Below are 13,186 nucleotides of genomic sequence, written 5' to 3'. Positions count from 1 at the left end.
GAAGTTTCACAAAGAAGAAGTTATACTCAGAGAAAGGAGGAATCGACATGCCTTTTTTGCAGAAATCTTATGAGTCTCTCGATACACTCGCCGAAGCAATCGGTCAAGCGATTCGAGCACCCATCACGATTGAAAATCGCCACCACCAGTTGCTGGCGTATAGCACCCATCCTGATTCGACCGACCCGGCCAGGATCGCCACGATCATTGGTCGTCGTGTCCCAGAAGCCGTTATTGAAGATTTGTGGGAAAGTGGGATTTTACGAGAAGTCATTGACCAAGATGAGCCTGTCGTCATTCCAGCACGGCTCGCTGTCGGGCTCGGCGAGCGTGCCGCCATCGTGATCAAACAACATGACGAAGTACTCGGTTATATTTGGAGCTTGGCTCGAACGAATCCGTTTACCACTCAAGAATTAGCCATCTTGCAAGAAGGAGCGACCATTGCCAAGAAGTTGCTCATGACAATCGCGATGCACGAACGACGCATTAGCGCGGAACTTGAACGCTTTTTACTAGATGTGCTCGCTTCCCCGACACTCTCCGATCCCAATCGCGAACGACTGAACGAACTCGCCCCCATTGCGGTCGCCAGTCGATTGACGATCATTGAATGCGCTCAACCGATCACCCCACAACTCGCTGAACGTCTGCATTATGTGCTTGCGACCCAAGAGGCGATTGAAGTGGTCTTACATGCCATCGATGGACAGCAATTACTCGTCTGGCATTACATGAAATCCGAACTTTCCGATGAAGAAGTGGAATTGCTCGCTTGGGCGGAACGATTCGAACAGTTGCTTCAAGACAAGTTCACTGAATCCGAACCACGAATCGGAATCAGTCGGCGCTTTTTCGAGAGTGACATGCTGTACGCCGCAGCGGAAGAGGCGCGACGTGTCACAACACTTCGTCGTAAGTTCCCTCTTGAGCTCGCGACTTCTCGCGCCTTTGAACAGATTGGAATTTATCAGCTCGTCCCGGAACTGGCACGTCGCATCGGACTTCGACTGGAAACCCATCCGACCGTTGAACGGTTGCAACACTATGACTCGTCCCATCAGACCGAACTCGTGAAGACGCTCGAATGGTATTTTTATTTCGATGGGAACGTAAAGCGGGTCGCCGCCCACCTTCATATCCATCCGAATACCGTCTTGTATCGGATTCGACGCATCGAAGAGTTGACGAATATCACGCAAGTTTCCTTACCCGAACGTTCCATGATTTATTTGGCGATTAAAGCCGGCCAATATCGATTAGAAGACTAGGCGTTCGCTTTGTGTTTTTTCACAAAGTGAGCGTCTTCGTTTTTAGAATCCATGATAAAGACAGCGTTTTCGAATGGGTCTATACTAGGGGTGTGAACAATTTGTGTCAACGGAATGAAAGGGGAATGTTCCATGAAAATCGGGGTATTAAAAGAGATTAAAAACAATGAAAATCGGGTGGCTTTGACACCGATGGGTGCATTTATGTTAACGGAACTTGGTCATGACGTCTTCGTCGAAACAAATGCCGGTCTCGGCAGTGGTTTCACGAATATGGAATATATCGATGCCGGTGCAACAATTGTCGAAACGGCGAAAGAAGTATGGGAAGGCGTCGAACTTGCGCTCAAAGTGAAAGAGCCGCAGCCGTCTGAATATCAATACTTCCGTCCTGATCTGACGCTCTTCACGTATTTGCACTTAGCGGCAGAACCAGAATTAACGAAAGCACTCGTCGAATCAGGCATCACTGCTATCGCGTATGAGACGGTCGAAGTCGATCGGACGTTACCACTTCTCACACCGATGAGTGAAGTCGCAGGTCGTATGGCTGCTCAAATCGGGGCACAGATTCTCGAAAAACCGCACGGTGGAAAAGGAATCCTCATGTCAGGTCTTCCGGGCGTACCTCGTGCGAACGTCACGGTCATCGGGGGCGGTGTCGTCGGAACGAACGCAGCGCGTATCGCCATCGGTCTCGGGGCAAGCGTTACCTTGATGGACATCAGCCCAGCTCGTCTTCGTCAAATCGACGACTTGTTCGGAAACACAATCAACACATTAATCTCGAACAAATACAATATCGCCAAACAAGTAGCTGAGAGTGATCTCGTCATCGGTGCTGTTTTGATTCCTGGAGCAAAAGCACCGAAACTTGTCACAGAAGAAATGGTACAACGCATGTCCCCAGGATCGGTGATTGTCGATGTCGCCATTGACCAAGGTGGAATTTGTGAAACGATTGATCATATCACAACGCATGATGCGCCAACGTATGAACGTTACGGTGTGCAACATTACGCCGTCGCCAACATGCCAGGTGCCGTGCCACGCACATCGACAATGGGGCTTACGAACGCAACGATGCCATACATTATCGAATGTGCACAAAAAGGTGTGCTCCCGGCACTCCTCGGAAACGATGCCCTTCTTAAAGGCTTAAACGTTATCAACGGTACGGTCACATACGAAGCGGTCGCTCGTGATTTAGAGTATCCGTTCGTCCCTGCCTATGAGGCAGTTGCAAAACAAACACAAGCGTAATCGAAAGACGACGAGATGCCCGTTCTCGTCGTCTTTTTCGTATGAAATATATGAAATAAAAGAAGGAACTGAACAAAATCGCTCAGTTCCTTCTTCCCATTATGCGTTTTCGACAGCGATATCTTCCCCGATGATTTTCACTTCCGGTTCTAATTCCACTTCGAACTTCTCTTTAACGGTCGCTTGCACGTGACGAATCAGCGAAATATATTCCGTCGCTGTCGCCTCCGCGATGTTGACGATGAATCCTGCGTGCTTGAGCGATACTTCCGCTCCTCCGATTCGTTTGCCCTGAAGACCAGAGTCTTGAATCAACTTGCCGGCAAAGTAGCCTGGCGGACGTTTGAAGACACTTCCGCACGAAGGATATTCGAGCGGTTGCTTCGATTCACGTTTATACGTCAAATCGTCCATGACTTCTTTGATCAATTCGTAGTTTTTCGGTTCGAGCTCAAACGTCGCTTCTAACACGATGAACCCTTCTTTTGATACACGGCTGGTGCGGTAGTCGAGTTCTAATTCGTCTTTTGACAAATGAAGCACTTGTCCGTCCGACGTCAATACTGTCGCAGACGTGATGACGTCTTTCGTTTCTCCACCATATGCACCCGCGTTCATATAGACGGCGCCACCGACCGTTCCAGGGATACCACAGGCGAACTCAAGACCGGATAAACCTTCCGCAAGCGCTTGACGTGAGACATCGATAATCGCTGCCCCAGCCTGTGCCACGATTTGGTTCCCTTCACGACGAATCGTATTCAGTTCGTTCAAGTTTAAAACAACTCCGCGAATTCCCCCGTCGCGGACAATCAAGTTTGAACCGAACCCGAGAATCATGAACGGCATTGCTTCCTGATGGGCTAGTTCTAAGACGGCTTGGACTTCTTCGTATGTGTGGGGGGCTACGAAGTAATCTGCTTTCCCGCCTAGTTTTGTATACGTGTGTGCCGACAGCGGCTCGTCTTGGAGGACGCGCTCGGCCGGAATAATACTCTGGAGTTGCTGTAAAAAGCTCATGCGTTCACTCAATCCTTTACGTTCTATTTAAGTGTCTCAGTCACATCTTCTTCGTACCGAGCACGTCACTGAATGGTTTCAGTACGAAACACAGTATACAAATGATTGTCGGACGTGACAAGCAACGTTTTTCTTACAATGTCATGATTAGTTTATAACAATAGCGATGTCGCTACAGCCACTACAATCGGAATTGTAAAGTTATCCCAATCTCGGTATGAAATCGCTTCAGTCAGTGTGGCGATGATGGAAATGATAAATCCATATGTTACCACTTGCCACATGACGACATCATTCCACAAAAACAATAAAAATAAGACCGCATACGAGCTTAAGAACATGGCGACGCTCCCTTGGAAGGAACGCTTTTGACCGTACAAATCATAGATGACTGTCCCATACTTCCGTCCAATCAATGCAGCCATTCCATCCCCCCAGGCGAGGACGAGTGATCCCGCTAAAAATGCAATCGGTTCCGACTCAAAGAAGAAGTATAAAATGATGAGTAAAGCGATTGGATAATAGACCGTTCCGAAAGACTTCCGTTCCGTCTGATGTACCGGTGATGGGCTTTTATATAACAAGACCGCGTTCGCGAAGGTGAAGAAGATGAGCGGGACTGCCGCGACGTACCAAGAATCCATTAACCAGACCGCTAGTAGCGACCAATGTCCGACTGCGATATGTACACTTTTTCGAATCGTTTCGTCTGTCCACCCAAGACGCTTTCCAACTTGTTCGAGACCGACGAGAAATACAAGGACAATCACGATGGAAAGAATCGAACTAATCCATTCATTCATTGCTTGACCACCTCTATGTATAGGATGTGTATAATACCGTCATTATACCTTAATCAGTGCCCATCCTAGCTTACTTTTCAAACATTTGGTAGAATGAGGTCAAATGACTGTATAGCCAACGTACGATGTTGGTGATAGAAAGGGTGGCCGTATGCGCGACGCAACTTCAATTCAAACTTTGGCAGATTGCCTTCACTTCATGCAGGTCGGAGAAATCGAGCGAGCCATCGCCCTCTTCCCTGAAGACGTGCGTGAACATTTTCCAAAAGAGCTTCGAAAAATCCACTTGTTTCATATTGAAAAGAACGGCTTGTCCATCAATCAAATCGTTGCCCTTGCGAACGCATTGACCGGAGAACATCTCTCGGCGACAACGATTCAAAACTGGACGAAGCGTGAAGTCCGTAAAATCATCGGTGTCCCACGAATCGGTAAAAAGTATTCCTTGCATCAAGCAGCCATCATCTACCTTCTTGATGACTTGAAACACCTTTTCTCACTTGAAGAGACAAGTTCCTTATTGGCACTTATCTTCAACAACCCTGACCGGGACGAAGACGACTTCATCACTCCGATTGATTTTTATCGATTATACGCAGAGTATGCGAAGTCGACGAGCCCAATCGACCTGCTCGATACGCGTGCCAAGCGTTCTCTCGAAAAAACGAAATACACACATCCGAATATCATTCATGTCCTAAAGCTCTGTTTGTACGCACATCGTGTGACGACACTCGAGCTCGAGGCCAAGCAGTATTTGAACCGTTTCATTTGATGGAACGGTTTTTTTGCATCAAAAAACACCGGTCAAGGACCGGTGCTCGTCATCGTTATGAGACAGATGCTGCGAGCGGCATCCGCGATTTAACCGTTAACGTTTTTAAGACAGAAAGGAGTTCGAACATCGATAGCTGATCTGCTTCTTTCGTTAAGCAGAACGTGTCATCCTCTTGTTTCCGTAGCTCCGCGACAAGCTTACCTGCTTTGTCACGGACGCTGAACTTATGACGTTCCACATCGTATTGAATCGTGAAGAGTCCGCGTTCATAGACGTTGTACTCACACTTTTTCCCGAATAACGAGAACTTGTCTTTCAATTGACCAATCGCCTGTCCGTCATGGTTCATCACGACCCATTTTTGGCAGTTCGGGATATACTTCCCGTGAGCGATCTGTCGTCCAGACAAATTGTGCACTTGGACACTGCCTTCCGCGTCGCGGTGAACAGATCCGATCGCATCATTTGTCTCATCATAAATGGTCGCCTCGCCTTGCGTAAAGACGCAACCTTTTACATAAATTAATTTGCGCACCGCTTTTTCCTCCTAGCACGTTCCAACCGTGATTGTTTGTATGTGTACGGTCGGGCATTTCTTGAAACCCCAATCGTTTCTCTGTGTAGTTTTTATCTCGTTTCAACTACTACATATTTCATATGACGAAGATGATTATTGCATCGATTAAAGAAAAAGACAAGCCCTTTTTTTCGACATCATTTTGGATTCTGTCGAACTTGTGAACATGCCTATTCTTATCGCTTATATCCCGCTTCTTTTAAGAGTTCTTCAAGCTCCATTCTTGCAATCAGACGAACTTGATTTGGCGCCGCCAATTCATACGCACTGTCCGTAAATGTCGAGTTCGTCACGACCCATCCTTCATGTGCCTGATAATACGGAACGGCAGCCGCAATTTGTTGAACCGCTTCAAGACCGACTACCTTTTCATACCGTTTCGCTTGTACCGCAATCGACCATCCATCGGGTGTCTCGAGTAACAAGTCTGCCCCAAAGTCACGCGAGGCTGGTGTCACGGTGACCGTGTATCCGAGCGCCGTAAACACATTCTCTAAAAACAGTTCGAATTCTCGGCCATCCATCCGATCGATTCGGTCGATTGTCGACAGTCGAGCTCTCCAGACGAACCACACGATTCCTAACACGAGTAGTAAGATACTGCTCCAAAGCGGTGCTCCGAACCACCATAGACCAATAGCACCGATCATACTAATAAGTAATCCAATCATCCCCATCGTTCCTTTCCACGTCCTCTCTCCCACTTTACCGTTTCGAGGGCAGGAAATGAAAGGGGGATCTGTCGAATGTTATAGAAGATATGCTCGTCTGACACCACGAAGGAGGGATGATCGTTCATGGAGAATCGCACCAATCTCCACAGTGAGTTATTACATGCATTACCTTACGGGGTTGCTTTAATAGAAAAAGACGGAACAATCGTTCAGGCAAACCGGCCGTTCCTAGAAAAGTTTCCAGAGAATCTACAGACTCGTACGAACCTCTTTCATATGGTCAACCAGTCTCCAATTACGATGGAATTATCTCGCCGAATGGAGCAAGGACTGTCTTGGATGTATGAACTACCGACGATGCGTGTGCATGCCATCCCTTGGGAAAAACACTACATTCTTTCCATCGAACCACTCCCTCTCGATACACGCGTGACGATTCAACACAATGCGTTTGAAGCGATGATGCACTCCGAGCTCGACATGGCGATGATCATGACGGATGCCAATATGTTGATCACTCGATTTAACCAGGGAGCGACGGAACTGTTCGGCTACGCTCCTCATGAAGTGTTATATGAGATGACCCCGTTCGCTTTGTTCGAGTCAAGGGAGCTGAGCGAAAAGCGTTCTGCCTATCAAGATGAGACAGAACGGTTGCTTTCGTTCGAACAAATGTTACGCCTCGCACTCGACAAAGGAGACCGTGAGTGGAAATTTCAATGTAAAGACCGGACACATTTTATCGGAAAACTCTTTATGCATCCGGTCTATGAACAAGAGCAACTCATCGGATTCTTTTTCTTCGTATTTGATGTGAGTCCTGAGATTGAACTAAAACGAGAACTCCGTTATAAGGAACAACGCTATCGGATGTTTGCCGAATCTGTCATCGAGGCCGTCCTATTCCACGAAGACGGGATGATTCTTGATGCGAACAAAGCAGCGGAATCCATCTTCAAAATCCCAGCCGAACAAATGGTCGGTCGGCAAACGGTTGAATTTATTGCCGAAGGATATCGGGCAGATGTGTTGCGACGAATCCGCAACCATATCCAAACACCATATGAAGTGATTGGACGACGAGCGGACGGCACGTTTCTAGAGATGGAGGTTTACCCGAAAGAAGTGACGTATCTAGGTCAAACGTTACGAGTCGCCGTCATGCGTGACATTAGCGACCGTAAAAAAATAGAACGCATGCTCGAACGAGAGAAAAATGCGATTGCCCGCCAACGGGACATCATTCAATCGATTTTACAAGCGTCAAACGAAGCATTCGTCTTGACCGAGTCGAACGGGAGTGTCTTGTTCATGAACGTCCATGCGCGACGCCTCATGGACTTACCTGGGATCGCCCCGAATAAAATACAAGAGCGGATCCCCCTCCTCTCCACGTTCCGTCCTCGCGACCGAAGCGAGATGTTGCGCAAGATGGATCAACTGTTAGACGGAACAGCTCGGGAAGTGTCCATGCGTTTCTCCATCCCTCAACCGAACGATCGGGATGAGGAATATTACGAGATGTACGGCACGACGATGGATACGAAACGACAAATCGGAATGGATAGCGGTTTCTTATTCGTATTCCGTAACCGCACGGAAGAAGAGCGGATGGATCAGATTAAAAACGAACTGGTGAGCACGGTCTCGCATGAACTGCGGACACCCCTTTCTTCATTATCTGGCTACATCGAGTTGATGCTCGCTCGCGATTTGACGCCTGATAAGCGAGAACGATTCTTGAAGACGATGTCACGAGAAGCGTCACGGTTAACGGCGTTACTCAATGACTTCTTAGACATTCAACGCATGGAGGGTGGTCATCAGGAATACAAGCAAGATCATTTCTCATTGAATGAACTCGTCTTAGATGTGGTTGAACGCTTCCGTGAAACAAATGACCATGCCATTCATTTCGATAACGCTGATGAAGACCTACGCTTGATTGCTGACCGGGACCGCATTGAACAAGTACTCGTCAACTTAATTTCTAATGCCATCAAGTATTCGCCGAACGAACAAGAAATTGAAGTACGGGTCCGGCACGACCACAATCAGGCCCACGTCTCTATTCGTGACTTCGGAATCGGTATTCCTGAACACGCCTTCGAGAAACTTTTTACAAAGTTTTATCGGGTCGATAACTCCGATACACGTAAAATTGGTGGGACCGGTCTTGGCTTGTCCATCTGTAAAGAAATCATCGAATCCCATGGCGGCAGCATCGAAGTGGAATCGACTGTCGGAAAAGGATCGACGTTTACATTCACACTAGACTTAGCGGAGGAACTATCATGAACGATTATGCCTTTACCGGATTCCCTGGATTTTTAGCTGGAAAGTTAATCGAACATCTTTCGTCGTTGCCTCATCAAATCGGAACAATCTATGCGCTTCATCTCCCGAACCAACAGCGTGAAGCGGAAGAACTACGAGACACGTTGCTATCTACGACATCCCTCGAGCCTCGCCAGCTCGTCTTAGTGGAGGCGGACATCACGTTACCGGAAGTGATTCTCGATCCGATTATGCGCTCTGTCATCGAGCGTGACGTGCATTACGTCTTTCATCTAGCTGCGGCCTATGACTTGAGCATTCCGTATGACACGGGGTATCGAATCAATATCCTCGGTACGAAACACGTCACGGCGTTCGCCAAACGGTCGAAACAGTTAAAGCGGTATGTCTATTTCAGTACGGCCTATATTGCCGGTCGCAGGCAAGGGACCGTCTATGAGAACGAACTCTGGCATCGGGCTCGATTTAAAAATCATTATGAAGCGACTAAATATGAAGCGGAAGCACTCGTCTCCCGCGAGATGGGAGCGATGCCAATCACTATCATTCGTCCTGGTATTGTGATTGGACATAGTCGAACCGGTGAAACGAAGAAGTTTGACGGTGTCTATTTTGTATTGAAATTGATGGCGCAACTTCAACAGATGCGACCGCTCCCTTATATCGGGCGTGCGAACGTCGAAGTGAATTTAGTTCCTTATGATTATGTCGTGGAAGCGACCGCCTTCCTAGCACACTCGCCAGTCGGGTCGAAACGGACGTTTCATTTGACGGATCCTTTCCCGCATGGTGCGCGTGAAGTGTATCGCATGCTACATGAGACGATGTTCCACCGTCCTCCTCGCGGCACGGTTCCCCATGCTGTTGCAGATGTCGCATTCACGACTTGGAAAAACGCCGCACAACTGGATGTTCCGCACGAACTGCTAGACTATTTCAAACATCCTGTCCATTTCGATACGACGCAAACGATTCGTGCGCTCGATGGGACTGGAATCGTCTGTCCGGATCTTCAAGATTACCTACCGAAGGTCGTCCAATATTTCATGACACACGAAAAGCCCTGAATGCGTTCAGGGCTTTTTGGATTAACCAATCAAAATCTTCTCTTTCGGATAGCGAATCTTCCGGTCGGCTTGTCGTGCGACCGTGAAGAGAATCGTCAACGATCCGACACGTCCAAGGAGCATCATGAACATGATGAACCCTTTGCCGGCAGCATTCAAATCAGCAGTAATGCCTAATGATAACCCGACCGTCCCGAACGCCGACACCGTCTCAAACAGAATGGCGCTCGCTGGAATGTGACCGTTTGTCAAAATGACGAGTGTCGTAATGATCAGGATGAAGAAGAAGCTCGAGATGGCGACAACGTATGCCTTTTTGATTTGAAACGCATCAATCGTCCGCTCCATGATCACCGTTTCTTTCTTACCCGCAATGAACGCCCACATGTCCGCGAAGATGACCGCTAGCGTTGTCACTTTAATCCCTGACCCTGTCGAAGCTGCACCGGCCCCGATATACATCAAAATTAAAATCAAGCCGATTGAGGCAGGTGCCATCGTTGCGATATCAATCGTATTAAAACCGGCCGTACGTGTCGTCACGGCTTGGAAAAACGTCACGTGTAGCGCCTCACCGATGGACCGCCCATAGAGAGAGCCTTCATTTGATACCCACTCAAACATCATGAGCACGAACCATGCTACCCCATTGATGACCAAAAGGGATAGAATCATGATTTTCGAATGGAGAGCGAGACGCTTCCACCCTCGCACTTCTGTCGCATCGGCAATCGTCGTGAACCCGAGACCCCCAATCATGATCATGAGAGCGATCGTCACGACAATCGCCGTGTTTTGTTCAAATGACATCAGACTGTCCGGAAATAACGCGAAGCCCGCATTGTTAAAGGCAGAGACGGCATGGAAAAACCCATAGTAGAGTGCCGCACCGAAAGAATAGCTCTCTGTACTATATAGCTCGAATGTCAAAAACAGCATCCCGATAAATTGAACGATGACCGTCGTGAAGACGATATTTCGCACGAGACGAACCGTTCCACCGGGTCCGGCTAAGTTTAGCGATTCTTGCAAGAGAATCCGTTGTTTCAATCCAATTTTCTTCCCTAATACACTGAGGAGCATCAACGCGATCGTCATGAACCCGAGACCCCCGATTTGAATCAGGGCGACAATCACCAATTCCCCGAACAAGTTGAATGACGAACCGATGTCGACAGTCGACAATCCGGTCACGGTACCTGCAGAAGTCGCGATAAATAGACAATCAATCCAAGAAACTGGTTCTTCTTGAGCAAATGGCATATATAAGAGTGTTGCCCCGATAAAAATCGCAAGTAAAAATCCTCCCGCGATAAAGCGGGCAGGTTTTTCAAACACGACTCGATAAAGTACCTCGATTCGCTTCAAGCGCATCTCACGCGCTGACAGTCTATGTCGCATCACGACATCCCCTTCACTTCAGTTATTCTAAGCCTCATGTTACTCCTCGCCTTTCTAAATGCCAACAAGAAAATGTATCTCTAACGCTTTCCTCAAATTTTTGGTATTATGGGAGATAGACTTTAAGAATGTTGAGGAGGTTGAATGAAACCGTGGACCCTAGTACGGTAGATCATTCGATAGAGGATGTCTCGCGAAGGTTGGAGCGACAATCACAATGTATGCCCGCTCACCTTTATTTTCAGCTAGAAGAGTTACTCAATTGGTCACTTGAGCAAGAAGTCGTGAATCAATTGTACGCATTGTTAAAAAAATACGACGTATTAACCGATATAGAGCGTGAAGAACGAAACATCAGCATTCAAATGCTGATTGATGAAAACGGCGCTTAATCATCGGGAACGCATGTTGCGGGAGACGAGTAGCGTCTCTCGCTTTTTTTGTCCTGATTTATTTCGGAAAGGTGGAAAACAAAGACATGGATGTCGTCACGTTAGTCGGGCTCATACTCGGGTTCCTCACCCTCGTTGGTGGAATGCTATTAAAAGGAGCGGGTATCGCACCGCTGATCAACCCTGCCGCAATCGTTATTATTTTCGTCGGTACAGCCGCCGCGGTCAGTATCGCCGTCTCCAAAGAACAGCTTCAAAATGTACCGAAGTTATTTAAAATCTTGTTCAGAAAACAAGAACTCCCAAGTAAATCTGGATTGCTTACACAATTCGTCGACTTATCGACGCAAGCTCGGAAAGAGGGTCTATTATCTCTTGAAACAGCACTCGAACAAGTCGAAGAACCGTTTTTACGCCAAGGCATGATGATGGTTATCGACGGTCAACCTTCTGAGTATATTGCAGAAGTCATGTCACGTGATATCGAAAACATGGAACAACGTCATAAAGCGAACGCCGACATCTTCACCCAAGCCGGGACATATGCTCCGACGCTCGGGGTACTCGGAGCCGTTATCGGATTGATTGCTGCCTTGAAAGATTTGTCGGATATCGAGAAACTCGGACATGCCATTTCGGCGGCCTTCGTCGCGACACTATTCGGGATTTTCACCGGATACGTGCTTTGGTTCCCGTTTGCCAATAAACTGAAGCAATATTCGAAGAGCGAAGTCATCATCAAAGAAATGATGATTGAAGGGATTTTATCGATTCAAAGCGGTGAATCTCCAAAAACGTTAGAAGATAAGCTGTCTGTGTATTTGTCTCCAAAGGAGCGAGCTGACTATGAAACGCAAAAAGAAGCATGATCATGAAGAACATATTCCAGAAGGTTGGCTCATTCCTTACGCCGACTTGTTGACGCTCTTGCTCGCGCTCTTCATCGTATTGTTCGCATCGAGTAACATCGACCAAACGAAGCTCGAGAAAATGTCGCGCTCGTTCAACCAAGTATTCTCTGGGGGCGTCAGTGTCTTCCAAGCTTCGACCGCCTCAAACAGCGACATCAGTCGGACGGATAAAACGAATACGACCGCCAATCCGCGCACGTACGAACTCGCTCAGCTCGATGAGTTAAAAGAAGATGTGAACCAATATATTAAGAAGAATGGGTTAGAGAGCCAAATTAAAGCGACGATTAACTCAAGTGGTCTCGTCTTAACGATTCAAGATCGCGCCCTCTTCAACTTAGGAGAAGCGACACTTGATACCGATGCTCAAAATGTGGCTCAAAACATCAGTCAAATCTTAGAGAAGGCTGGAAAGCGAGAAATTGTCGTCTCTGGTCATACGGATAACATCCCCATCAACACGGCCCGCTTCCCATCGAACTGGGAACTCAGTTCAGCACGTGCGACGGCATTCATGCGTGGATTATTAACGAATGATGCATTGAACCCGGCTCAGTTTACACTCGCAAGTTACGGGGAATTCAAACCAATCGCCACGAACGATACAGAAGAAGGTCGTTCGAAAAACCGACGCGTCGAAGTGTTGATTAAACCGCTCGTCGACTTATCGGAGGGCGAACCGAAAATGATTGAAACAATCACCTTACCGAACTAAAATCACCCACTCAAAC

13 protein-coding genes are annotated in these 13,186 nt (G+C 47.6%); 8 read left to right on the top strand and 5 right to left on the bottom strand.

Annotated features, from left to right (window positions below; translation table 11 throughout):
* The first annotated feature begins 47 nt into the window (after positions 1 to 47).
* Both KNO86_RS10420 and ald read left to right on the top strand, forming a co-directional pair.
* Positions 48 to 1,271, top strand: a complete 1,224-nt coding sequence (locus tag KNO86_RS10420; protein ID WP_214695943.1) for a PucR family transcriptional regulator — start codon at positions 48 to 50, stop codon at positions 1,269 to 1,271.
* Positions 1,272 to 1,403: 132 nt separating this feature from the next.
* Positions 1,404 to 2,534: an alanine dehydrogenase gene (gene ald, locus KNO86_RS10415; protein WP_214695941.1), complete on the top strand. Its 1,131-nt coding sequence runs from the start codon at positions 1,404 to 1,406 to the stop codon at positions 2,532 to 2,534.
* 99 nt (positions 2,535 to 2,633) lie between these two features.
* Here the strand turns inward: ald and murB are convergent, their stop codons facing one another.
* Together murB and KNO86_RS10405 are read right to left on the bottom strand one after the other, a co-directional pair.
* Positions 2,634 to 3,554: a UDP-N-acetylmuramate dehydrogenase gene (gene murB / locus KNO86_RS10410; RefSeq protein WP_214695939.1), complete on the bottom strand. Its 921-nt coding sequence runs from the start codon at positions 3,552 to 3,554 to the stop codon at positions 2,634 to 2,636.
* A 152-nt stretch (positions 3,555 to 3,706) separates the two neighbouring features.
* Positions 3,707 to 4,357, bottom strand: coding sequence for a diacylglycerol/polyprenol kinase family protein (locus tag KNO86_RS10405; protein WP_074034266.1), 651 nt, complete (start codon positions 4,355 to 4,357; stop codon positions 3,707 to 3,709).
* 151 nt (positions 4,358 to 4,508) lie between these two features.
* Between KNO86_RS10405 and KNO86_RS10400 the strand changes: the two genes are divergently transcribed.
* Positions 4,509 to 5,132 (top strand): DUF1836 domain-containing protein, encoded by a 624-nt coding sequence (locus KNO86_RS10400; RefSeq protein WP_214695937.1) that lies wholly within the window; start codon positions 4,509 to 4,511, stop codon positions 5,130 to 5,132.
* Positions 5,133 to 5,187: 55 nt separating this feature from the next.
* Here the strand turns inward: KNO86_RS10400 and KNO86_RS10395 are convergent, their stop codons facing one another.
* The gene (locus tag KNO86_RS10395) at positions 5,188 to 5,670 is read right to left on the bottom strand and encodes an LURP-one-related family protein (RefSeq protein ID WP_015880506.1); all 483 of its coding nucleotides are present in this window, start codon (positions 5,668 to 5,670) and stop codon (positions 5,188 to 5,190) included.
* A gap of 218 nt (positions 5,671 to 5,888) precedes the next feature.
* Positions 5,889 to 6,383, bottom strand: coding sequence for a restriction endonuclease (locus tag KNO86_RS10390; protein WP_214695935.1), 495 nt, complete (start codon positions 6,381 to 6,383; stop codon positions 5,889 to 5,891).
* Positions 6,384 to 6,509: 126 nt separating this feature from the next.
* Here KNO86_RS10390 and KNO86_RS10385 point away from each other — a divergent pair, with 126 nt between their 5' ends.
* Together KNO86_RS10385 and KNO86_RS10380 are read left to right on the top strand one after the other, a co-directional pair.
* Positions 6,510 to 8,684 carry a PAS domain-containing sensor histidine kinase gene (locus tag KNO86_RS10385; protein WP_214695933.1) on the top strand — a complete coding sequence of 725 codons (2,175 nt, stop codon included), beginning with the start codon at positions 6,510 to 6,512 and terminating at the stop codon, positions 8,682 to 8,684.
* Complete coding sequence (locus KNO86_RS10380) at positions 8,681 to 9,751, top strand: SDR family oxidoreductase (RefSeq protein ID WP_214695931.1); 1,071 nt, start codon at positions 8,681 to 8,683, stop codon at positions 9,749 to 9,751. Before KNO86_RS10385 ends, KNO86_RS10380 begins: the two co-directional genes overlap by 4 nt.
* A gap of 21 nt (positions 9,752 to 9,772) precedes the next feature.
* On the opposite strand, the gene KNO86_RS10375 is transcribed toward KNO86_RS10380, so the two are convergent.
* Entirely contained in the window at positions 9,773 to 11,152 is a 1,380-nt protein-coding gene (locus KNO86_RS10375) for a TrkH family potassium uptake protein (protein WP_214695929.1), read from the bottom strand.
* A 200-nt stretch (positions 11,153 to 11,352) separates the two neighbouring features.
* Here KNO86_RS10375 and KNO86_RS10370 point away from each other — a divergent pair, with 200 nt between their 5' ends.
* The 3 genes from KNO86_RS10370 (at position 11,353) to KNO86_RS10360 (ending at position 13,170) form a co-directional block, all read left to right on the top strand.
* On the top strand, positions 11,353 to 11,544 hold the full coding sequence (locus tag KNO86_RS10370; protein WP_224862903.1) for a hypothetical protein: 192 nt from the start codon (positions 11,353 to 11,355) through the stop codon (positions 11,542 to 11,544).
* Between the two features lie 86 nt (positions 11,545 to 11,630).
* A complete protein-coding gene (gene motA, locus KNO86_RS10365; protein WP_214695928.1) occupies positions 11,631 to 12,413 on the top strand; it encodes a flagellar motor stator protein MotA in 783 nt (260 codons plus the stop codon).
* On the top strand, positions 12,391 to 13,170 hold the full coding sequence (locus KNO86_RS10360; protein ID WP_214695926.1) for a flagellar motor protein MotB: 780 nt from the start codon (positions 12,391 to 12,393) through the stop codon (positions 13,168 to 13,170). The genes motA and KNO86_RS10360 overlap by 23 nt, the downstream gene beginning before the upstream one ends.
* The last annotated feature ends 16 nt before the right edge of the window (positions 13,171 to 13,186 follow it).

The sequence above is a fragment of the Exiguobacterium sp. s160 genome (assembly GCF_018617575.1).
GTDB classification, from domain to species: Bacteria; Bacillota; Bacilli; order Exiguobacteriales; family Exiguobacteriaceae; genus Exiguobacterium; species Exiguobacterium aestuarii_A.
The sequence above is the reverse complement of the archived record's forward strand: the minus strand, read 5'-3'. Positions and strand labels throughout refer to the sequence as shown.

Excerpts from the sequence above, each read along its gene's own strand:
- KNO86_RS10420 (WP_214695943.1), top strand. The coding sequence starts at position 48 with ATGCCTTTTTTGCAGAAATCTTATGAGTCTCTCGATACACTCGCCGAA.
- ald (WP_214695941.1), top strand. The coding sequence starts at position 1,404 with ATGAAAATCGGGGTATTAAAAGAGATTAAAAACAATGAAAATCGGGTG.
- murB (WP_214695939.1), bottom strand. The coding sequence starts at position 3,554 with ATGAGCTTTTTACAGCAACTCCAGAGTATTATTCCGGCCGAGCGCGTC.
- KNO86_RS10405 (WP_074034266.1), bottom strand. The coding sequence starts at position 4,357 with ATGAATGAATGGATTAGTTCGATTCTTTCCATCGTGATTGTCCTTGTA.
- KNO86_RS10400 (WP_214695937.1), top strand. The coding sequence starts at position 4,509 with ATGCGCGACGCAACTTCAATTCAAACTTTGGCAGATTGCCTTCACTTC.
- KNO86_RS10390 (WP_214695935.1), bottom strand. The coding sequence starts at position 6,383 with ATGATTGGATTACTTATTAGTATGATCGGTGCTATTGGTCTATGGTGG.
- KNO86_RS10385 (WP_214695933.1), top strand. The coding sequence starts at position 6,510 with ATGGAGAATCGCACCAATCTCCACAGTGAGTTATTACATGCATTACCT.
- KNO86_RS10380 (WP_214695931.1), top strand. The coding sequence starts at position 8,681 with ATGAACGATTATGCCTTTACCGGATTCCCTGGATTTTTAGCTGGAAAG.
- KNO86_RS10375 (WP_214695929.1), bottom strand. The coding sequence starts at position 11,152 with ATGCGACATAGACTGTCAGCGCGTGAGATGCGCTTGAAGCGAATCGAG.
- motA (WP_214695928.1), top strand. The coding sequence starts at position 11,631 with ATGGATGTCGTCACGTTAGTCGGGCTCATACTCGGGTTCCTCACCCTC.
- KNO86_RS10360 (WP_214695926.1), top strand. The coding sequence starts at position 12,391 with ATGAAACGCAAAAAGAAGCATGATCATGAAGAACATATTCCAGAAGGT.